The organism is Mycobacterium sp. MYCO198283 (assembly GCF_021213805.1).
In the GTDB taxonomy this organism is placed as follows: domain Bacteria; phylum Actinomycetota; class Actinomycetes; order Mycobacteriales; family Mycobacteriaceae; genus Mycobacterium.
The window spans coordinates 27315-46322 of the sequence record NZ_JAJQJI010000009.1 but is presented as its reverse complement, the minus strand read 5'-3'; the positions used below and the strand labels follow the sequence as shown (position 1 = coordinate 46322).

The 19008-nt window shown below is 71.0% G+C and carries 21 protein-coding genes; 12 read left to right on the top strand and 9 right to left on the bottom strand.

From position 1 onward, the window contains the following. Nucleotides 1-112 precede the first annotated feature (112 nt). The 3 genes from LV457_RS17080 to LV457_RS17070 all read left to right on the top strand — a co-directional run bounded on the left by LV457_RS17080 (nt 113) and on the right by LV457_RS17070 (nt 2740). A complete protein-coding gene (locus LV457_RS17080; protein WP_232172719.1) occupies nt 113-835 on the top strand; it encodes an SDR family NAD(P)-dependent oxidoreductase in 723 nt (240 codons plus the stop codon). Then, nucleotides 828-2255, top strand: a complete 1428-nt coding sequence (locus tag LV457_RS17075; RefSeq protein ID WP_239030961.1) for an MFS transporter — start codon at nt 828-830, stop codon at nt 2253-2255. The genes LV457_RS17080 and LV457_RS17075 overlap by 8 nt, the downstream gene beginning before the upstream one ends. Nucleotides 2256-2413: 158 nt before the next feature. Continuing rightward, complete coding sequence (locus LV457_RS17070; RefSeq protein ID WP_232172717.1) at nt 2414-2740, top strand: hypothetical protein; 327 nt, start codon at nt 2414-2416, stop codon at nt 2738-2740. 51 nt (nt 2741-2791) lie between these two features. Here LV457_RS17070 and LV457_RS17065 read toward each other — a convergent pair whose 3' ends face one another. From LV457_RS17065 to LV457_RS17045, 5 genes are read right to left on the bottom strand one after another with little or no spacing between them, the layout of a single operon-like run. Then, on the bottom strand, nt 2792-3412 hold the full coding sequence (locus tag LV457_RS17065; protein ID WP_232172716.1) for a maleylpyruvate isomerase family mycothiol-dependent enzyme: 621 nt from the start codon (nt 3410-3412) through the stop codon (nt 2792-2794). 9 nt (nt 3413-3421) lie between these two features. Next, nucleotides 3422-4630, bottom strand: a complete 1209-nt coding sequence (locus tag LV457_RS17060) for a DUF1214 domain-containing protein (RefSeq protein WP_232172715.1) — start codon at nt 4628-4630, stop codon at nt 3422-3424. Further along, nucleotides 4617-5429, bottom strand: coding sequence for a sugar phosphate isomerase/epimerase (locus tag LV457_RS17055; protein WP_232172714.1), 813 nt, complete (start codon nt 5427-5429; stop codon nt 4617-4619). Before LV457_RS17055 ends, LV457_RS17060 begins: the two co-directional genes overlap by 14 nt. Next, complete coding sequence (locus LV457_RS17050) at nt 5422-6591, bottom strand: sulfotransferase (protein ID WP_232172713.1); 1170 nt, start codon at nt 6589-6591, stop codon at nt 5422-5424. Before LV457_RS17050 ends, LV457_RS17055 begins: the two co-directional genes overlap by 8 nt. Then, nucleotides 6588-7733: an LLM class flavin-dependent oxidoreductase gene (locus LV457_RS17045; RefSeq protein ID WP_232172712.1), complete on the bottom strand. Its 1146-nt coding sequence runs from the start codon at nt 7731-7733 to the stop codon at nt 6588-6590. The genes LV457_RS17050 and LV457_RS17045 overlap by 4 nt, the downstream gene beginning before the upstream one ends. 128 nt (nt 7734-7861) lie before the next feature. Here LV457_RS17045 and LV457_RS17040 point away from each other — a divergent pair, with 128 nt between their 5' ends. Continuing rightward, nucleotides 7862-8719: a rhomboid family intramembrane serine protease gene (locus LV457_RS17040; protein WP_232172711.1), complete on the top strand. Its 858-nt coding sequence runs from the start codon at nt 7862-7864 to the stop codon at nt 8717-8719. Nucleotides 8720-8784: 65 nt separating this feature from the next. Continuing rightward, entirely contained in the window at nt 8785-9705 is a 921-nt protein-coding gene (locus LV457_RS17035; RefSeq protein WP_232172710.1) for an LLM class F420-dependent oxidoreductase, read from the top strand. A gap of 41 nt (nt 9706-9746) precedes the next feature. Here the strand turns inward: LV457_RS17035 and LV457_RS17030 are convergent, their stop codons facing one another. Then, nucleotides 9747-9908 carry a hypothetical protein gene (locus tag LV457_RS17030; RefSeq protein WP_232172709.1) on the bottom strand — a complete coding sequence of 54 codons (162 nt, stop codon included), beginning with the start codon at nt 9906-9908 and terminating at the stop codon, nt 9747-9749. Here LV457_RS17030 and LV457_RS17025 point away from each other — a divergent pair. From LV457_RS17025 to LV457_RS17010, 4 genes are all read left to right on the top strand, one after another. Beyond that, entirely contained in the window at nt 9907-10764 is an 858-nt protein-coding gene (locus LV457_RS17025) for a hypothetical protein (RefSeq protein WP_232172707.1), read from the top strand. The genes LV457_RS17030 and LV457_RS17025 overlap by 2 nt on opposite strands. A gap of 210 nt (nt 10765-10974) precedes the next feature. After that, entirely contained in the window at nt 10975-11361 is a 387-nt protein-coding gene (locus LV457_RS17020; protein ID WP_232172704.1) for an STAS domain-containing protein, read from the top strand. Between the two features lie 69 nt (nt 11362-11430). Then, entirely contained in the window at nt 11431-11850 is a 420-nt protein-coding gene (locus tag LV457_RS17015) for an ATP-binding protein (RefSeq protein WP_232172701.1), read from the top strand. Between the two features lie 93 nt (nt 11851-11943). Further along, nucleotides 11944-13521 carry a succinic semialdehyde dehydrogenase gene (locus LV457_RS17010; protein ID WP_232172698.1) on the top strand — a complete coding sequence of 526 codons (1578 nt, stop codon included), beginning with the start codon at nt 11944-11946 and terminating at the stop codon, nt 13519-13521. On the opposite strand, the gene LV457_RS17005 is transcribed toward LV457_RS17010, so the two are convergent. Together LV457_RS17005 and LV457_RS17000 are read right to left on the bottom strand one after the other, a co-directional pair. Next, nucleotides 13522-13710 carry a ferredoxin gene (locus LV457_RS17005; protein WP_232172695.1) on the bottom strand — a complete coding sequence of 63 codons (189 nt, stop codon included), beginning with the start codon at nt 13708-13710 and terminating at the stop codon, nt 13522-13524. A 1-nt stretch (nt 13711) separates the two neighbouring features. Then, nucleotides 13712-15022, bottom strand: a complete 1311-nt coding sequence (locus tag LV457_RS17000; RefSeq protein WP_232172692.1) for a cytochrome P450 — start codon at nt 15020-15022, stop codon at nt 13712-13714. Nucleotides 15023-15199: 177 nt separating this feature from the next. Here LV457_RS17000 and LV457_RS16995 point away from each other — a divergent pair, with 177 nt between their 5' ends. The 3 genes from LV457_RS16995 to LV457_RS16985 all read left to right on the top strand — a co-directional run bounded on the left by LV457_RS16995 (nt 15200) and on the right by LV457_RS16985 (nt 17555). Continuing rightward, on the top strand, nt 15200-15784 hold the full coding sequence (locus LV457_RS16995; protein WP_232172689.1) for a TetR/AcrR family transcriptional regulator: 585 nt from the start codon (nt 15200-15202) through the stop codon (nt 15782-15784). Between the two features lie 82 nt (nt 15785-15866). Beyond that, nucleotides 15867-16568, top strand: coding sequence for an SDR family NAD(P)-dependent oxidoreductase (locus LV457_RS16990; protein WP_232172686.1), 702 nt, complete (start codon nt 15867-15869; stop codon nt 16566-16568). A 105-nt stretch (nt 16569-16673) separates the two neighbouring features. Continuing rightward, the gene (locus LV457_RS16985) at nt 16674-17555 is read left to right on the top strand and encodes an endonuclease domain-containing protein (protein WP_232172684.1); all 882 of its coding nucleotides are present in this window, start codon (nt 16674-16676) and stop codon (nt 17553-17555) included. 42 nt (nt 17556-17597) lie between these two features. On the opposite strand, the gene LV457_RS16980 is transcribed toward LV457_RS16985, so the two are convergent. Next, complete coding sequence (locus LV457_RS16980; RefSeq protein ID WP_232172683.1) at nt 17598-18776, bottom strand: acyl-CoA dehydrogenase family protein; 1179 nt, start codon at nt 18774-18776, stop codon at nt 17598-17600. Nucleotides 18777-19008: the final 232 nt, after the last annotated feature.

Here is a 19008-nt window from a genome sequence, read left to right as displayed (position 1 = left end):
TCCGCCAGACTAGCTTGACACGAACTTAGTTCGTCGCGTACAACCGGCTGAGACAGGACGAACTAAGTTCGTCGACGTAGCGGGGAGTTGTGCATTGGCTGGGAAGGTTGCTGTGATCACCGGCGCGAGCCGTCCGCTCGGGCTCGGTTTCGCCGTGGCGGGCCAGCTCGCCGAACTGGGTTATCACGTCGTGCTGACGGCCCGCGACGCCGCCCGCGCGGAACCGTTGGCTCAACGGTTGCGCCAAGACGGGTACAGCGCCGAAGCGCTGGCCCTGGATCTGGCCGATCACGCCGGCATCCGCGAGGCCGCCGGCTATCTCACTGCGAGCTTCGACCGACTCGACGCGTTGATCAACAACGCGAGCGTCATGCCGGACTTCGCAACGCTTTCCGCGCTGGACGCCGACCTCGATGTCGTGCGCTGCGCGCTGGAGGTCGACGTGATCGGCCCGTGGGCGCTGGTGCAGGCGCTGCAGCCGTTGCTGGCCGCCGCGCCCGCGGCCCGGATCGTCAATGTGTCCAGTGTTTCTGCGCTGCAGCTCGCGACCGGACTGGATCTGGGGGCCAGCCTCCGGGCGCCGGCCTATTCGATGGCCAAACACCTGCTCAACGCGTTGACCGTTGCCCTGTCCCGTGCTTTCGCCGACACCCCGATCCTGGTCAACGCCGTCGACCCCGGTGAGACCGCCACCCATCCCGAACGCGGCGGCGACGCCGACCGGCCCGCGGCCGAGAGCGCCCGCGGCGTCGTCTGGGCTGCCACGCTGGGCGCCGGCGGACCATCCGGACAGCTGTTTCGCGACCGGCGGCCCCTTCTGGAACACCATGGCTGAGAAGGAGCGCGCCGCGCGCCGCTGGTGGATCCTGGGCGTCATCTGCCTGGCTCAGCTGCTCGACGTGGTCGACGTCACGATCGTCACCATCGCACTGCCCGACGCGCAGCACGACCTCGGCTTTTCCGTCGGTGACCGGCAGTGGATCGTCACGGCCTACTCATTGGCCTTCGGCGCCCTGCTGCTGCCTTTCGGCCGGGTCGGCGACCTCATCGGGCGCCGAGCGATGCTGCTGATCGGCCTGTCCGTCTTCGCCGGGGCGTCGGCACTGGGAGGTGCCGCGCCGGGGTTCGCGGTGCTCGTCGCTGAGCGCGCCGCCCAGGGCGTGGCCGCGGCGATGATCGCCCCGGCCGCACTCGCGCTGCTGTCGACAACCTTCACCCGTCCCACGGAGCGGGCGACCGCGTTCGCCGTGTTCGGTGGTGTATCGGGATCCGGAGCGGCCATCGGCATGCTGCTCGGCGGCGTGCTCACCAACTACTTCGGCTGGCGCTCGACCTTGTTCGTCAACGTCGCCATCAGCCTCATGGCACTCACCGGCACCGCCGCCCTGATCGCGCGCCCACCCAAACCCCTCCACCGACCCGGCGTCGACCTGCCCGACACGGGCATCGCCGCGGCGGGGCTGTTCGCCATCGGCTACGGCCTCGCCCATACCGAGTCACACTCCTGGACAGCGCCGAACAGCTGGGGCTTCCTGGCGGGCGGCGCGACCCTGATCGCGCTGTTCGCGTGGCGGCAGACCCGCGCCGCCCATCCGCTGTTGCCACCACATGTCGTCGTCGACCGCACCCGTGGCGGCGCCAACCTCGCCATCTTCATCGGCGGCATCGGCCTGTTCGGCACGTTCTTCCTCCTGAACTACTTCTGCCAGGAGACCCTGCACTATTCGCCCATCACCACCGGGTTCGTGTTCCTGCCGATGGTGGCCACCCTCGTGATCACCGGAGGTGTGTGCACCACAGCGCTCTACCCCCGCATCGGCGCGCGGGCCACCGTCGTCCTGGGCATGCTCACCGCCGCCGGTGCGATGGTGTGCCTCACCCGTATCAGCGCCGAAAGCACCTACAGTGCAGACCTTCTCGTTCCCCTGATGCTTCTCGGTGTCGGCATCGGCGCCATCATCGCCCCTGCGATGAACGCGGGCACCACCGGAATCGAATCGCGGGACGCCGGTATCGCCTCGGCCACGATGAACGTCGCCCAGCAGCTCGGCGGGTCCATGGGTACCGCACTCCTGAACTCGATCGCCGCTTCCGCACTCGCGCGTCACGCGGCCGGCACCGACGGCGTCATCCACAGCTACACCGTCGCGTTCTGGGGCGCCAGTGCCATCCTCGCCACCGGCGCCCTGGCCTGCGGCCTCATCATGCCAAGCGGCACACCCAGCCGTGAGCCGACCGTCACGACGGCGACGTGACGGCGGTTGTTCGACACTCGGGGCTCGGCGGCACGGGATCGGATACCGGGGACAGCGGTCGCCGTCGGCGCGGTGGTCCGAGCGGTGGTTCACCCGGTGCGGTCCTCGTCGGCTCAACCGTCGCTCGGTGGTGGTCGCGGACGCTACCGTCGACTCTCATGACGTCGGGGCAGCGGATCGGCAAGACCAATTTCTTCGCCTGGTTGCTGTACGCGTTGCTGTGGCCGGTCGGGCTTTACGAGTTCATCGGCGGCGGCCTGGTGTTCGGCATGTCGACTGACGGCTGTCACGACGCCGCCTGCGACGCGCGCTACCACCCGCAGGCGGCGATCACCACGCTCGTCGTCGGGATCGTCGTCGTCCTGGTCGCCGTCGCGGCCGCCATGGTGGCTACGAAAGGGCGGCTCGTGCTGGTGTGGCCGTTCGTCGGCCTGCTGGGGTTGGCGCTGGTGGGCGCCATCGCTTTCGCGGTTTCTGAATCGTAACTGCCTGGTGCCGTTGAGTTCTGAGTCATACGCGGGAGTCGGCCGCGGTGCTCACCGTTTCCGAAGGTGTTGCAGTCCGTCTCCCGCCAGTTCGCCGACGACCGTCGAGAGCCTCCCGGTCATCGTCAGCAGCAGCGCCTCAGCTTTTCCCCGCACTTCCGGACCCCGGCCGGCCGACCAATCCATGTCCGTGGCGGCCAACCGCACCCCGCGAGTCCGCCGCGCGCCGCCGATCACCGGGCTGATCCGGGCGTAGTTCATCGCGGCCCGAAGCCTGTCGGGTGGAATGGTCCGCGAACATCCGAGGGGCCGGCGAATATCCTGCTGGTGGACGAGACACTCGATGAGCGCCACGCGGCCGCCGTAGAGGGCGCCCGCTCCAGCCGGTTCCATGCCATCACGCATCAGGCGGACGAGGAGCTCCGATGTCCGGCCGGCGAACCTCTCCAGCGCAGCGGCGTTGAGGCGGTCGACGTCCCAACGGTGGCGAAGCATGTCGATCACCAAGCGGGTTTTGGACTGATCGAGGTAGGCGATCGTGTGCGCGGCCACGTCCCGCACCGTCCAGCCTTGGCACAGACTCGCGGCATCCCACTGCTGCGGTGTCAGCGCGGCCAGCAGATCGGCAAACTCCGCTCGCTCCTCGCGGGCCAGGATCCGGACGGTCGTCATGTCGGACAGCTAAACAGAGAACCGCTCGCGCACCGCCCGGAACCGCTCCCACAGCTGCGCGGTGCGCTCCTCGGGCAGGACGGTCGCGGTGTCCGGGGGCAGTGCGTCGGCGAGGTCGCGGCGCGCCACCAGCCGCGTGCCGAGCGGCACGGGCGATCCCTCGAGCATGTGGCGGTAGGTGAGGTTGCCGCGCGTGAAGCCCTGGGTGTCAAGCCAATTCGCGCAGCCCGGATCGTCGTGGGCGAGCACCAACCGGATGCGGCCGTCGCCGTCGACGGCGGTGCGGGCGGGTGTGTAGCTCACCGGCCGGTAGAGGTAGTCCATGCTGGTGAAGAAGACGCCCATGTTGGTGAGCATCCACAGCCCGTCGTGGGCGTCGAACTCGACGATCAGTGCCTCGTCGGCGCCGAGCACCCAGTGCATGTTGGTGGCGGCCCGGCCGCGCTTGGTGTCGGCGTCGGTCGTCATGGCGTGCGGAAAGACGTTCGGCCGCAGCGCATCCACCCCGCCGTAGGTGAACGGGAACTCCGGCCACTGGCTCATCAGCCCGGTGACGAACTCGCCGGCCCACGCCATCGCGTCGACCAGGGTATCCGGGGTGGGCACCGGTTTCGGGGCGGTCATGTCCACGCATTCGATGCGCAGTCGGCCCGGCCGTTCGTGCCAGCTGTCGAACCCCTGCCGGATGAACAGCTTTCGGGACTCCGGTGTGGTCGGCAGCCAATTCGGCCCGCGCTCTCGGCCGCCGACGTACAGCTCGAACGTCCCGTCCGCGGCCTGCTCGAGCTGGTGACCGAACACGTTGGCCTGCGGGATGTCGCCGAACGGTTCGTGGAGCACGCCGGGGCCCTCGGGCCGGGCGCCCTGCACGGTGATGTTGAAGAACCGCGCGGTGCCGCGGTCGCCGGTGATCCGGTAGCGCGAGGTGCCGTCGATCCACGCCTGCTGATAGGTGAAGTCCGCGCTGTCGCCGGCGAGCTTGCGGGTCGGCGTGCAGAACGGGTGGATCAGCGGATACCGCGGATCCCGGGTCTCCAGCGCGAGGTCGAACGCTTGCCCCAGATTCTGGGTCAGGAAGCGGAACGCGTCGGCGCGCTGCGCGCCGGACGGCTCGTTGGCGTCCTTGAACGCCTGGTCGCCGGCGTCTCGGAGCCGGTCGCAGAACCGCGTCCACGCCGCGCGCAGCGCCGCGTCGTCGGGGCCGTCACCGAACGCCATCGCCCACCGCCTCCAGCAGCGCCGTCGTCACGTCGCAAGCGCGACGGGCGGCCGCCGCCGCGCCCTCGGCGTCGATGCGGGGGCCGATCAGCTCCAGGTCGAAGCCGCCGCGGTAGCCCGCGGCGAGTGCGTCGGCGACGAACGGCGCGATCGGGATGGCGCCGTCACCGGGTACCGCGCGAGCGGGCAGGGCGCGGTCGCCGAGCACGTAGTCCGACAGCTGGATCAACGCCAGCCGGGGCAGCGCCCGGCGCAGCAGGCCGGCGAGGTCCGCCTCGGCCCAGCAGTGGAACAGGTCGATGCAGACCCCGACGCCGGCGGACTCGGCCAGCGTCACGGTGTCGCGCAGCGTGTGCGCGATGTGGATGTCGGCATAGAGGCCCGACGCGTTCTCGATCGCGAGCGGCACGCCCGCCGCGGCGGCGTGCTCAACGCCCGGCGCAAGCACCTCGGCGAAGCGGGAAGCGGCCTGCTCCCAGGACATCTCGCCGCGGCCGCCGGTCAGCAGGTACACGCAGCCGGCGCCCACCGCGGCGGCCGCATCGGCGACCCGGCGCAGGCGGTCGCGCGACGCCCGGCGCTGTGCGTCGTCGGCGGGCAGCCGGCCACCACCGAAGACGTGGCAGACGGCCTGGACGACGTATCCGTCGGCGACCAGCGCCGGCAGGTCCGGTTCGGCGAGCTGGTGATCGATGAGGCTGAGCCGCCGCACCCCGAAGTCCTGCCAGTGCGCGACGAGGTCGGGCCACGGCGTGTCCGGGAACGCGACGGTGTGCACCGAGAGCCGCGGATCAGTCACGGTTCTCGATCTCGACGCCGAAACGCTCACGGAACGGTCGGAATTCGGCGTGCAGCGCGTCGAGGTCCTCGCCGATGTCGGTGAGCAGCGACGTCGAGTAGCGGAACTTGCCGTAGCGGTCGCCGCGGTTGTTCGCCAGATAGTGCCGCATCGCCGCGGCCGCCTCGCTGCTCAGCGCCCGGCCGCTGAACGCGTAATAGGCGGCGACGGTCCCCACCGGATCGGCGACGAAATCGGTGTAGCGGACATGCAGGATCCGCGGATCATCGACCATCGGGTGGCTCATGGTGTTGGCGATGCTCGCGCGGGTGAGCTCGAGGTGGAGTTTCGCCGCCGCGTGCAGGTCGACCGGCCCGACGATGCCTTCGGAGATGTCGGCCATCATCATGGTGCGCGACGCCGCCACCTGCACCGGGTCGCGGTGCAGCCAGACCAGCGTCGCGTCGGGGTAGGCGTCGAACAGCTCCCGCAGTCGGAAACCGTGGAAACCCTTGAGCACCCAGTGCTTCCGCGGCCGGCCGTACTGGCAGTGCTGCAGCATCGCGCGGTGGATGCGGTACTGCGCAACTGCATCGGTGGGCAGGCCGCCGACCAGCGTCGGCATCGGAACCCGCCACCACGCGGTCGGCGTCATGACCCGGAAGTCGAAGGCCCAGGTGCGTTCGTCCTCGGGCAGCCCGTTGCCCAGCATGTCGTTGTAGGGGTGGCTGTGCAGCCACTTCGGCAGCCTCGCGTTGATCTCGCGCCAGTCGTCGTCCGCCTTGGCTCGGCGCGGGTCGTCGGCGTCGGAAAGGCCCGGTGGCGGTGAGGGATACATGACCTCCCAGAACCGCAGCGCCCGCGCGGCCGGGTCCACCGACATCAGCGCGTGCATCAGGGTGGTGCCCGACCGTGGCTCGCCGGTCGCGAACATCGGCCGGTCGATGACCTCGTCGGCCACCGGATAGCGGTTGCGGTCCTCGAAGAACTCCAGCCGCGACGTCAGCAGGTCGACGCACACCTTTTCGGCGGCGCGCCGGCCCGCGTCGTCGAGCCCGATGGCGTTGAGGTGGTCGACGGCGATCGAGAAGCGTTGCGGCAGGCTGGGATCGCCGTACTCGGAGAGCCCGGTGAGCGCCTCGGCGCGCGCCAGCAGCTGGGCCGCGTCGAGCCGGTCGGTCATTGCCCGCCTCCGCACAGCCGCAGCAGCTCGTCCTCGGCCGCTCGGACGTTCGCCGCCGAGGCAGCGGCGTGGCGCAGCCCGGCCATCGCGCTGTAGTCGAGGATCTTCGGCACCCGCAGCCCGGCGTCGACGTACTCCCGGACGCGGCGGGCGACCGCCGCCGGGGTGCCGTGCGGCACGACGGCGAGGATCGCCTCCGGTTCGACCCGCGACAGGAAGTCCACGATCCGGTCGCGGGTGAGCGTCGCGGGGTCGATGTCGTGGAAGCCCCGCCAGTCGTCGCCCATCGGATGGGCGAACCCGAACTGCCGCAACGTCGCCGCGGACACCTGCAGCAGGAACGCCTTGACCAGCGGTGCCTTCAGGATCTCCGCCAGCGCCGTGTCGTCCGCGGCGATCAGGCACACCTGGATGTAGGCCGGCGTGATCGCCATGGGGTCGCGTCCGGCGCGCTCCGCCGACCGGCGCACCGTCGCCAGCATGTCCGCGTAGTGCTCGGGTGTCCACGCGCCGGCCGGCCACCAGCCGTCGGCGTGGCGGCCGGTGATCTCGAGCATCCGCGGGCCGCTCGCGCCGATCCAGATGGGTGGCGGGCGGCCGTCGAACGGTTCGGTGTCCAGCCGCGCCCCGCGCAGCCGGTAGCACCGGCCGTCGAAGTCGACCGGCTTGTCGGCCGACCAGAGCAGCTCGATGACCTGCAGCGCCTCCTCGAACCGGGCGACCGGGCGGTCGAAGTCGAAGCCGTAGGGGACGATGTTCTCGCGCTCGCCGCTGCCGAGCCCGAGGATGAACCGGCCGCGGGCCACGTGGTCGATGGTCAGCGCGCTCTGCGCCAGCAGCGCCGGATGCCGCCGCACGGTGTCCACCACCGCGGTCACCAGGGGCACGGTGGTGGTCAGTGCCGCGGCCGCGGCGGCGACGGCCAGCGCGTCGAGGTGGCGGTGCGGCGAGGGCGATGCGGTCGCCAGGTCGGTGAACTCGGGCGTCCAGATCGAGTCGGGCCAGAAGCTGACCATGTGGTCGGGCAGCCACGCCGAGTGGTAGCGCCCGCTGTCCAACGCCGACAGCTGGGACAGGTCCAGCGGAAGCGTCGTCCGCAGGAAGGCGGCAGGCTGGACGGCGCTCACCGAGGTGCTGGGCACTCGCTCAGCTTAGGGATCCGCGCCGGGTTCGCGCCCCGAATCGGCGAAGCCGCGCCCACCGGTGCGAACCCACCTGCGGTTATCGTCGGGTGGAAACCAGGCGCGCCCGCCCGCGACGAGGAAGCACCATGACGATTCCCGGTACGCCGGAGTCCGCCGCCCCGGCTCCGACGTGTTTCCGCCACCCCGACAGAGCGACGTACCTGCGGTGCACCCGCTGCGGGCGCTACATCTGCCCCGAGTGCATGCGCTCCGCCGCCGTCGGCCACCAGTGCGTCGACTGCGTCCACGCGGGTGCGGCCAGCGTGCGCGAGGCCCGCACCCCGTTCGGCGGGCGCCTGCGCTCCGGTGCCCCGGTGGTCACCTACACGCTGATCGCGGCCAACGTGGTGGTGTTCCTGCTGCAGCGCGCGGGCGACGGGATGACGGCGGAACTGAGCCTGCAGCCGCTCTACGTCGCCGACGGCGAGCACTACCGGCTGCTCAGCTCGGCGTTCCTGCACTACGGGCTGCTGCACCTGCTGTTCAACATGTGGGCGCTGTACGTCCTCGGCGGGCCGTTGGAGAGCTGGTTCGGCCGGTTGCAGTTCGGCGCGCTCTACGGGCTCAGCGCCCTGGGCGGTTCGGCGGCGGTGTTCCTGCTGTCGCCGGTCGACAGCTGGACCGCCGGTGCGTCCGGGGCGGTCTTCGGGCTCTTCGGTGCGACGTTCGTCGTCGCCAAACGCATGCGGATGGACGTCCGCTCGGTCACCGTCCTCATCGTGCTGAACCTGGTGATCACCTTCGCCATGCCGTCCATCAGCTGGCAGGGGCACATCGGCGGCCTGGTCACCGGCGCGGCGATCGCGGCGGCCTTTGCGTTTGCGCCACGCGACCGCCGCAACCTGATCCAGGGCAGCACCGCGGCGATCGCGCTGCTGATCGTCGCCGCGCTCGTCTCGTGGCGCACTGCCGAACTCGCCCCGCTGACCGCCTACCTCGGCTGACGCCTCAGGCTCGCTGGCGACCGCGCGTTACAGTCGCAGCACGATTCGTCAACGTCAGGCGCAAGATGCAGTTCACGTTCACCCACCCGATGCACAGCCATCCGTACCACCCGGAGCTGGTGACCGGATCGGGCATCGCCGCGGTGGCCGCGGCCGCCGAGCGGGCGGGTTTCGGCGGGTTCGGGTTCACCGACCACCCGGCGCCCACCGAGAAGTGGCTGCGGGCCGGCGGCCACGACGCCGTGGACCCGTTCGTCGCGATGGGCTTCGCCGCGGCCCACACCCGCACGCTGCGGCTGATCCCGAACATCGTCGTGCTGCCGTACCGCAACCCGTTCGTCGTGGCCAAGGCGGGCGCCACGCTCGACCTGCTCTCGGAGGGCCGCTTCACGCTGGCCGTCGGCGTCGGTTACCTCAAACGCGAGTTCGCCGCGCTCGGCGTCGACTTCGACGAGCGCGCGGCCCTGTTCGACGAGGCGCTGGAAGTGATCCGCGCGATCTGGACCACCGACGACCTGTCCTACGCGGGAAGGCATTTCGACGCGTCCGGCATCACCGCCCATCCCCGCCCGGTGAGCCGGCCGCATCCGCCCATCTGGATCGGCGGCAACACCGCGGCGGCGCGGCGACGCGTCGCGCGGCACGGCGACGGCTGGTGTCCGTTCCCGGCGGCGGGCGGCCTGGCGCGCACGGCCCGCACCGCATCGCTCACGGTCGCCGAGCTGCCCGCCGCGATCGACCACCTGCGGCGCCTGCTCGACGAGGTGGGCCGCGACCCGGCGACCGTCGACATCTCGTTCACCAACGCCGCCGGCGGCACGCCGGGGGCCGACGACTTCGCCGCGGACGCCTATCTCGACGGCGTCGAACGGCTGGCCGCGCTCGGCGTCACCTGGTGCACCGTGCACCTGCCCGGCGACAGCCTGACCCGCGCGCTCGACGCCGTCGAACAGTTCGGCGCCGAAGTGCTGAGCCAGTTGCGATGACCCGCTGATGCGATGCGATCTCTTCGGCCCGCTGTAGCGCGCTAGGTGTCCTCGGCCTCGACCGGTTCCGCATCGCGGCGGTCGCGCAGCGCGACGAACAGCACCACGCCCACGACGGCCACGGCCGGGGCGACTGCCGGCAGCGCCATCCAGATGCCGACGTCGGTGGCCACCACGGTCGCGTCCGATCTGCCCACCGCCATGGTTGCGGACTGTAACCCAAGCCGTCGCGGCCGCTACATTCGTCGCATCAGCGACATCGACGACTCGCTGGACGAGCTGTACCGCGCCGAGCTGTCCGATTTCATGGCGGTGCGGACCCGGCTCGCCGCAGCGGCCAAGAAGCGGGGCGACCCCGACGGCGCGCGGCGCATCCGGTCGGTGCGCAAACCGACGGTGCCGGCCTGGGTGGTCAACCGGCTGGCGCTCGACGAGCCCGGCGCCGTCACCCGCCTCACCGAGCTCGGCGACCGGCTGCGGCAGGCCCACACGGCGCGCGACGGCGAGGCCATCCGCGAGCTGTCGGCGCAGCAGCGCCGGGTGATCGCCGAGCTCGGCAAGGCGGCGCTGCGGGCAGCCGGCCAGGACACGGCGTCGGCCGCGGTCCGCGACGAGGTCACCGCGACGCTGCAGGCCGCGGTGGCCGACCCCGAGGTGGCCGGCCGGCTGGGCCGGCTGTCGCGCCCCGAGCAGTGGTCCGGGTTCGGGTTCGCTGCGGCGACCGACGAACCGGCTGCGACGAAGCCGGCTGCCACGAAGCCGGCCCGGACGACGGAGCCGCCGGACCGGGCCGCGAAGCGTGAACGCATGCGGGCCGCTCACGAAGCCGCCCTGGCCGCCGCGCGCCGCGCCCAGGCCGAGGCCGATGCGGTGCTGGCGGAGCGCCGGTCGGCGCGCGCCGCCGCGCGGGAGCGGGTCGAGCAGGCCCGTGCGGATCTCGCCGACGCCGAGGCGGCGCGCAGCCGGGCCGAGCGCGACCACGACGAGGCCGCGACGGCCGCAGCCCAGCGGGCCGACCTGGTCGAGCGGGCCGCCGCCGCGCTGCGGGAGCTGCGCTGACCTCGGCTTCCCGGCCGATCCGTGTTCGGTTCGAGGACTGCGATAATCTGTTGCGGTTGCGTGAGGTGGCCGCAGTGTCACTGCGTGACGCGGCGTCGTCGTCAACCCGACGTCACACCACAGGTCCGTCGGGTTCAGACAGCAGCCTCGCGTTCGTGAGATGCGCCCTGGCGCGTCGCGCGAGTTGCGAACCGTCAATAAAGGGGAACATTGGACGAGCGCGAAGCCACCACGCAGAATTCGGCCGCCGAGGCGGCCAACTGTGTGCTGTGCGAAGAGTGGGACGGTCAGATCGTCGTCGTGTCCGCCGCCGGTGTCGTGGACATGCTGAGCGCGCCGCAGCTGCAGGAAGCCATCCGCGCCGCGCTGGCCAAGGATCCGACCGGGGTGGTCGTCGACTTCACCGACGTCGAGTTCCTGGCGTCCGCGGGGATGGGGGTCCTCGTCGCCGCCCACGATGAAAAGCCCGAATCCGTGACCCTGTCGGTCGTCGCGGACGGACCGGCCACCAGTCGGCCGCTGAAGCTCGTCGGTATCGCCGACATCATCGAGTTGTATCCGACACGTGACGAGGCGCTTGCCGCCCTGAAGGCATAGGTTCCCGGCTCAGCGGGTAGCCGATTTCCTGCCATGATCGAGTCGCCATCACCCACCGAAGTCGCCAACATGGGGACCTTTGCCCACGTCGGCGCCGTCGCTGACGCGGAGACGGCGGCAGGTATCCGCGACGACCTCAGCCGTTGGCTGCAGGAGCAGTTCGACCTGGACCCGGTGCGGCACAGCGACATCGTGCTGGCGGCCAACGAGGCGCTGGCCAACGTGGCAGAGTTCGCCTACCTGTCGTCGGATCGGCCCGGCACCATGGACGTCCAGGTTCGCTACGAGGCCCCGGCGCAGAAGCTCATCCTGGCCATCGCCGACAGCGGGGTGTGGCGGATCCCCGAGCGGCGACCGGAGAACCGGTCCCGCGGGCGGGGCATCCCGCTGATGCGGGCGCTGTCCGACCGCACCGCCATCGAGACCACCCCCGACGGCACCCGCGTCTGCCTGGAATGGCACGGCGTGGCGCCGCGCTCGGCAACCTGAACTCCGGCAACCTGAACTCCTGGGCCCCGGCGCCCGCCCGCAACAATCACCGCAAACGAGTTTCCGTCGCGCGCGTGCGGCTATAGCTCATCCATGACTCAGCTCGACACCCGCAACAGTTCTGCCGGCTCCCCGCGCGTGACATCACTGCTGACCCGATTGGCGCAGCGTGTGCAGGCGACTGACCCCGCGCGCAAGCGCCGCGTCGTCAACGCCATGACCGGGGACGACCTCGGCGAGGTGCCGCACTGCACGGCCGAGGACGTGCGGGCCGCGGCGGCGCGCGCGCGGGAGGCGCAGCGGGCCTGGGCCGCCCGCCCCGTCGCCGAACGCGCGGCCGTGCTGGCGCGCTTCCACGACCTGGTGCTCGAGCGCCAGGACGAGGTGCTCGACCTCATCCAGCTCGAGAACGGCAAGGCCCGCCGCCACGCGTTCGAAGAGGTCATCGACGTGGCGCTGACGTCGCGCTACTACGCCAACACCGCCGAGTCGCTGCTCGCCCCGAAACGCCGCCAGGGCGTGCAGCTGCTGCTGACCCAGGTCTGGGAGCACCACCACCCCAAAGGCCTGATCGGCGTCATCTCGCCGTGGAACTATCCGCTGACGCTCGGCATCAGCGATGCGCTGCCCGCGCTGGTGGCCGGCAACGCGGTGCTGGCCAAACCCGACGACCGCACGCCGTTCTCGGCGCTGTGGGCCGCCGAGCTGCTCGAGGAGGCCGGCCTGCCGAAAGGGTTGCTGCAGCAGGTCACCGGGCCCGGATCCGAGCTCGGCACACCGATCATCGAGCAGTCGGACTACCTGATGTTCACCGGCAGCACGGCGACCGGCCGCACGGTGGCGAAACAGGCGGCCGAGCGGCTGATCGACTACTCGATGGAGCTCGGCGGCAAGAACGCGCTGCTGGTGCTCGACGACGCCGACGTCAAGAAGGCGGTGTCCGGCGCGGTGCGGGCCGCTTTCTCCAACGCCGGCCAGCTGTGCATCTCCATCGAGCGGATCTACGTGCACCGCAGCCTTTGGGACGATTTCGTCACCCGCTTCGTCGCCGCCACCAAGGCGCTGAAGCTGACGCCCGGCCTCGACTACTCCGCCGACATGGGCACGCTGATCAACCAGACGCAGCTCGACACCGTCATCGACCACGTCGACGACGCGGTCGCCCACGGCGCCACGGTGCTGGCCGGCGGTAAGCCCCGGCCCGACATCGGGCCGTTCTTCTACGAGCCGACCATCCTCACCGGCGTCAAGGAGGGCATGCGGGCCTACGCCGACGAGACCTTCGGACCCGTCGTCTCGCTGTACCCCGTCGAGAGTGAGGACGAAGCGGTCCGCAAGGCCAACGACAGCGACTACGGCCTGAACTTCAGCGTCTGGACCTCGGACCCGGAGCGGGGCCGGCGGGTGGCGGCACGGCTGCAGGCCGGCACGGTCAACGTCAACGAGGCGTACGCCGCCGCGTGGGCCTCGGTCGACGCCCCGATGGGCGGCATGAAGGACTCCGGCGTCGGCCGACGCCACGGCGAGTCCGGGCTGCTCAAGTACACCGAGTCGCAGACCATCGCCGTCGAGCGGGTGCTGCCGGTCGGCGCGTTCATCCGCCCCGACCGCTACGCCAAGGTAATGACGCTGGCGCTGCGGGGGCTGAAGAAGGTGCCAGGCATCAAGTAGTCAGCCGACGGTGATGGCGTGCTCGGGGCACGCCTCGGCCGCTTCGACGGCCGAGGCCTGCAGCGACTCCGGGACGTCGCCGTCGGCGGCGACGGCGTATCCGTCGTCGGTGAGGGTGAAGATCTCCGGGCACACCGCCACGCAGATGCCGTGACCGCGGCAGCGGTCGTCGTCCACGGACGCGCGCATGTCAGGCCGTCTCGACGGTGAGGTACAGCTCCGTCAGGCCGCGCAGGATGAACGTCGGCACGTAGGTGAACCGCCGTGCGCCGGCCGGCCCGTGGTGTCGCTCGTCGATGCGGATGTCGGTGGTGCGCGCCAGCAGCCGCTCGATGCACACGCGGGCCTCCGCGCGGGCCAGCGGAGCGCCCGGGCAGGTGTGCACGCCGCGGCCGAAGGCGATGTGGCGGCGGGCGTTCGGGCGGCTGAGGTCGAAGGTGTTGGGGTTCTCGAACTGGCGCGGATCGCGGTTGGCGCCGCCGTTCATCACCATGACGGTGGTGCCGGCCGGGATCTCCACACCGCCGACCTCGGTGCGCACCTTCGCCAGCCGGAAGTCGCCCTTGACCGGGCTCTCGTAGCGCAGCGCCTCCTCGATGAAGTTGCCGATCTTCGCCGGCTCGGCGCGCAGCAGCTGCTGCAGTTCGGGGTTCTCCGCGAGGATCAGCAGCGCCGAGCTGAGCAGCCGGACGGTGGTCTCCTGCCCGGCGGAGTACAGGTTGGCGGCGAGCCGGACGACGTCCATCACCTCGGGAGTCGAGCCGTCGGGGAAGTTCGCCGCGGCCATCTCCGAAAGCGTGTCGCCGCGCGGCTCCCGGCGGCGGTCCTCGATGTAGGCCGAGAACTTGTCGTAGAGGTACTGCAGCGGGGCGTGCGGCATCTCCGCGCTGTTGCTGCCCACGCCACCGCTGCGGGCCTGCCGGCCCATCTTGCGCGAGAACTCGTTGCGGTCGTCCTCCGGCACGCCGAGCAGGTCGGCGATCACCAGCAGCGTGAACGGGCCGGCGAAGTCGGCGATGTAGTCACCGCCGCCCGCCGCCAGGTACGGCTCCAGCACCTGGTCGACGCGGCGCCACATGAACTCCTCGTTCTCCTTGAGGCGCTTGGGCGTGATGAGGCCCATCAGCAGGGCGCGGTGCTGGGTGTGCTTCGGCGGGTCCATGACCGTCACCTGGTCGGAGAACGGCAGCTCGTCGCGGTGCTGCTCGATGAGCTCGGTGACGTCGTCGCCTTCCAGCGGCACCGGGAACCCCGGGAACGGCCCGGTCACCGCGGTGCACGACGAGAACCTCTCGGCGTCGCCGAACACCGCGAGCGCCTCGTCGTAGCCGGTCACCATCATCACGTCGTGGTGCGGCTCGCGGACCACCGGGCACCTGCTGCGCAGCGCGTCCATGTAGGGGTACGGGTCGTCGACCGGCGCCGGGTCCCGGAAGAAGTCGACGGCGTCGGGATCGGGCACCGTGCCGGTGCGCCCGGCGTCGGAGGCGGCGGTCGTCATGAAGTTCCTCCTGGCTGATGGAATTGCGATTCTTCACTGTAGATAGCGGGATTCTCGCACGGGACGCATTGCCCGAGGTGGACGGTTGCGCCGGCGGCCGGCACCGAGGTAGCGCCTAGCCGATCGTATGGTAGGTTACTAGTCGATCGGCAAGTCTACAAGCGGTAGGGAGGGCTGATGGACGCGTCGCTCCTCGCGCCCGGCGGGGCTCCGGACACCCGGCAGGACACCCGGCAGCGGCTGATCGCCGTGGCGGTCGACCTCTTCACCCGCCACAGCTTCGCCGGCACGTCGCTGCAGATGATCGCCGACGAGATGGGGCTCACCAAGGCGGCCATCTACCACCACTTCCGCACCCGCGAACAGCTGCTCAACGCCGTGCTCGAGCCGGTGTTCGCCGAGCTGCGCGAGATCGTCGACGCCGCGGCGGGCCGCCGCACCGCCGGTGCCCGCGCCGAGGCCGTGCTGCGCGGTTACGTCGAGCTGGCGGTGCGCCACCGCGCGCTGGTGGCGGTGCTGGCCGGCGACCCCAGCGTGGCCGATGCGCTGGGCGCCCAGGCCGACCGCCGCGCGCTCATCGAGCGCCAGCTGTGCCTGCTCGCGGGCGCCGACCCGGCGGGGATGGTCAAGGCGAGCTTCGTGCTGGCCGGCATCTCCGGCGCCTGCCGCCCGCGCTTCGGAGCACCCGACGACGACGAGCTGCGCGCCCAGCTGCTGGACGCCGGCCGCCGGGCGCTGGGCCTGCGGAGCCCCCGGCGCTGACCATGTCCCCGCGCCGGTCAGTCCGCCGGCGCGCAGCAACCGAGGAAGGAACACCCATGCGGATGGACACCGAGGTCCGGTCATGAGCACCGCCATCGTCACCGGCGGCGGCTCCGGCATCGGGCAGGCGATCGTCGAGCGACTCACCCGCGACGGGCACCAGGTCGCGGTGTTCGACCTGAGTCCGCCCGACACCGAGCTCGGCTTCCGGGTCGACGTCACCGACCGCGGCCAGATCGACGCCGCGCTGGCGCAGGTGCACGAGCGGTCCGGGCCCGTCGGCATCCTGGTCAACGCCGCCGGCCTCGACGGTTTCAAGCGGTTCCTCGACATCGACTTCGACACCTGGCAGCGCGTGGTGAATGTGAACCTGCACGGCGTATTCCACATGACCCAGGCGGTGTTGCCGGACATGATCGAGGCGGGCTGGGGCCGGATCGTCAACATCTCGTCGTCGAGCACGCACTCGGGCACGCCGTACATGTCGCACTACGTGGCGGCGAAATCGGGCGTCAACGGCCTCACCAAATCGCTTGCGCTGGAGTACGGCCCGGCCGGGATCACGGTCAACGCCGTGCCGCCCGGCTTCATCGACACCCCGATGCTGCGCAAGGCCGCCGACCGCGGGTTCCTCGGCGACATCGACAAGACCATCGAGGCGACCCCGGTGCGGCGCATCGGTAAGCCCGAGGACATCGCCGCCGCGTGTGCGTTCCTGGTGTCCGAGGAGGCCGGCTACATCACCGGCCAGATCCTCGGCGTCAACGGCGGCCGCAACACCTAGGCCCGCTTCTCCGCGAACGTTCATTACCGGTCGACTATGCGGCCGCTTGTGGACAACTTCTCGACGTTCGGCGGATCTGTCGGTGGCCATCGCGAGCGTGTGAGCATGACGACTCCAGCATGGCCGTTCATCGGCACCGAAGCGCTGGCCACAGGTTCGGTCCGACGGACTGACCTACGGCGGCACCGCATGGTCTTCCGCAACGTCTACGTCCCGAACGGTGTCGATCTGTCGCCCGCGACCAAGGGCTACGCCGCGTGGTTGTGGTCGGGGCGGCGCGCCACGCTGGCCGGGCTGTCCGCGGCGGCGTGGCACGGCGCCCGGTGGATCGACGCCGACGCACCCGCCGAGCTGAACCGCCCGGGCCGCAACCGGGTCGACGGCATGCTGTTCCACAGCGACGTCCTGCACCCCGACGAGGTCTGCGTCGTGCGCGGCGTGCCCGTCACCACGCCGGCCAGGACGGCCTTCGATCTCGGGCGTCGGTCCGGACTCACGCTCGCGGTGATGCGCATCGACGCATTGCTGCGTGCCACCGGAACCACTGTCGCCGAGGTGCTTCCCGTCGTCGACCGGCACAAGGGCGCACGCGGCATCGTCGCGCTCCGCGAAGCATTGGCGCTCGCGGACCCGGGCGCCGAGTCGCCGCAGGAGACACGAACCCGGCTGGTCCTGCTGCGCGGTGGCTTGCCGACGCCGGCGACGCAGGTCGAGGTGTTCGACGACGGCCGCTTCGTCGCCCGCGTCGACCTGGGGTACGACGAGTGGAAGGTGGCGATCGAATTCGACGGCGCTCAGCATTGGCTGGACCCCGTGCAGCGAACCCGGGACATCGACCGCATCGCCGACCTCGAGGCGGCGCAGTGGCGGGTCATCCGCGTCAGCGCCGAACTGCTGCGGCTGCGGCCGCACGTCGTGATCGCCCGCGTGGAAGCGGCGCTGCGGGCAGCCGGCTGGCGCGGCGAGCGTCGAATGAATGTCGCCTAGCGGCGGAAATGTCGACCGGTAATGAACGTTCGGCGGGAAGGGTCACCGGGTTTCGGCCTCGGCCGCCTTGACCAGTGCGTTGCCGATGATGAGGCGCTGGATCTCGCTGGTGCCCTCGTAGAGCCGCAGCAGCCGCACCTCGCGGTAGATGCGCTCCACCGGCACGCCGCGCATGTAGCCGGCGCCGCCGTGGACCTGCACCGCCAGATCGGCGACGCGCCCGGCCATCTCGGTGCAGAACAGCTTGGCCGCCGACGGCGCGATGCGGCGATCGGTGTTGTCGACCCACTGCCGCGCCGCGTCCCGCACCAGGGCGCGCCCGGCCATGACCTCGGTCTGCTGGTCGGCCAGCATCGCCTGCACGAGCTGGAACTTGCCGATCGGCGTGCCGCCCTGCGTGGCCGTGGCGGCGTAGGAAGTCGACTCGTCGAGCGCGCGCTGCGCGGCGCCGACCGCAAGCGCGGCGATGTGCACCCGGCCGCGGGCCAGCGAGATCATCGCCGCGCGGTAGCCGATGTCCTCGCTGCCGCCGACCAGCGCCGAGTGGGGCACCCGGACGTCGGTGAACGCGACGTCGGCGGTCCAGGCGCCCTCCTGACCCATCTTCGCGTCCTTGACACCGACCTGCACCCCGGGCGCGTCGGCCGGCACGAGGAAGACCGCGATGCCGGCGCCGCTGTCGTCGGCGGGGCGGGTGCGGGCGAACACCACGAACAGATCGGCGGTTGGGGCGTTGGTGATGTAGCGCTTCTCGCCGTTGAGCACCCAGTCGGCGTCAGCTCCCGCACCGGCGCGCACCGCCTTGGTGCGCAGCCCCGACGGATTCGATCCGGCGCCGGGCTCGGTGAGCGCGAACGACGCCACGACGTCGCCGGACGCGATGCCTTCCAGCCACTGCGCGCGCTGCTCGTCGGTGCCGAAGCCGACGAGCACCTGCCCGGCGATGCCGTTGTTGGTGCCGAACATCGAGCGCAGCGCCAGCGAGGTGTAGCCGAACTCCATCGCCAGCTCGACGTCCTGCACCAGGTCCAGGCCCAGGCCACCCCACTGCTGCGGGATGGCATAGCCGAACAGGCCCATCTTCTTGGCCTGGTCACGCAGGTCGTCGGGCACCCGGTCCTCGGCCAAGATCTCCGCTTCGCGCGGGACGACCGCGGTCCGGATGAAGTGCTTCGTCTGGGCGAGGATGTCGGCGAAATCCTCGTCGCTGACCTCGGACATGCGGGCTCCTTCCGGCCGCCGCGGCGAATGCGGCCAGGCTACTGCCGTGAGCTGGTGACGGAAATGTTGCCCAATCACGCAAAGGCGGTCCGCGGGCGTCGGCCGCTGTCTAGGGTTCGGCAAAGACGTGCCAGAGCAACCGGCGACGTTCTGCGACCTCGGGGGCCTGCGTCGCAGTGTGCCCCGCCGACCGACCCGAACACCGGCGACTTCGCCGTTGACGGGCGAGTCG

What these genes read in the sequence shown, in the direction of transcription:
- LV457_RS17075 (WP_239030961.1), top strand. Translation starts at nt 828, where the DNA reads ATGGCTGAGAAGGAGCGCGCCGCGCGCCGCTGGTGGATCCTGGGCGTC.
- LV457_RS17070 (WP_232172717.1), top strand. Translation starts at nt 2,414, where the DNA reads ATGACGTCGGGGCAGCGGATCGGCAAGACCAATTTCTTCGCCTGGTTG.
- LV457_RS17065 (WP_232172716.1), bottom strand. Translation starts at nt 3,412, where the DNA reads ATGACGACCGTCCGGATCCTGGCCCGCGAGGAGCGAGCGGAGTTTGCC.
- LV457_RS17060 (WP_232172715.1), bottom strand. Translation starts at nt 4,630, where the DNA reads ATGGCGTTCGGTGACGGCCCCGACGACGCGGCGCTGCGCGCGGCGTGG.
- LV457_RS17050 (WP_232172713.1), bottom strand. Translation starts at nt 6,591, where the DNA reads ATGACCGACCGGCTCGACGCGGCCCAGCTGCTGGCGCGCGCCGAGGCG.
- LV457_RS17040 (WP_232172711.1), top strand. Translation starts at nt 7,862, where the DNA reads ATGACGATTCCCGGTACGCCGGAGTCCGCCGCCCCGGCTCCGACGTGT.
- LV457_RS17035 (WP_232172710.1), top strand. Translation starts at nt 8,785, where the DNA reads ATGCAGTTCACGTTCACCCACCCGATGCACAGCCATCCGTACCACCCG.
- LV457_RS17025 (WP_232172707.1), top strand. Translation starts at nt 9,907, where the DNA reads ATGGTTGCGGACTGTAACCCAAGCCGTCGCGGCCGCTACATTCGTCGC.
- LV457_RS17030 (WP_232172709.1), bottom strand. Translation starts at nt 9,908, where the DNA reads ATGGCGGTGGGCAGATCGGACGCGACCGTGGTGGCCACCGACGTCGGC.
- LV457_RS17015 (WP_232172701.1), top strand. Translation starts at nt 11,431, where the DNA reads ATGGGGACCTTTGCCCACGTCGGCGCCGTCGCTGACGCGGAGACGGCG.
- LV457_RS17010 (WP_232172698.1), top strand. Translation starts at nt 11,944, where the DNA reads ATGACTCAGCTCGACACCCGCAACAGTTCTGCCGGCTCCCCGCGCGTG.
- LV457_RS17005 (WP_232172695.1), bottom strand. Translation starts at nt 13,710, where the DNA reads ATGCGCGCGTCCGTGGACGACGACCGCTGCCGCGGTCACGGCATCTGC.
- LV457_RS17000 (WP_232172692.1), bottom strand. Translation starts at nt 15,022, where the DNA reads ATGACGACCGCCGCCTCCGACGCCGGGCGCACCGGCACGGTGCCCGAT.
- LV457_RS16995 (WP_232172689.1), top strand. Translation starts at nt 15,200, where the DNA reads ATGGACGCGTCGCTCCTCGCGCCCGGCGGGGCTCCGGACACCCGGCAG.
- LV457_RS16990 (WP_232172686.1), top strand. Translation starts at nt 15,867, where the DNA reads ATGAGCACCGCCATCGTCACCGGCGGCGGCTCCGGCATCGGGCAGGCG.
- LV457_RS16985 (WP_232172684.1), top strand. Translation starts at nt 16,674, where the DNA reads ATGACGACTCCAGCATGGCCGTTCATCGGCACCGAAGCGCTGGCCACA.
- LV457_RS16980 (WP_232172683.1), bottom strand. Translation starts at nt 18,776, where the DNA reads ATGTCCGAGGTCAGCGACGAGGATTTCGCCGACATCCTCGCCCAGACG.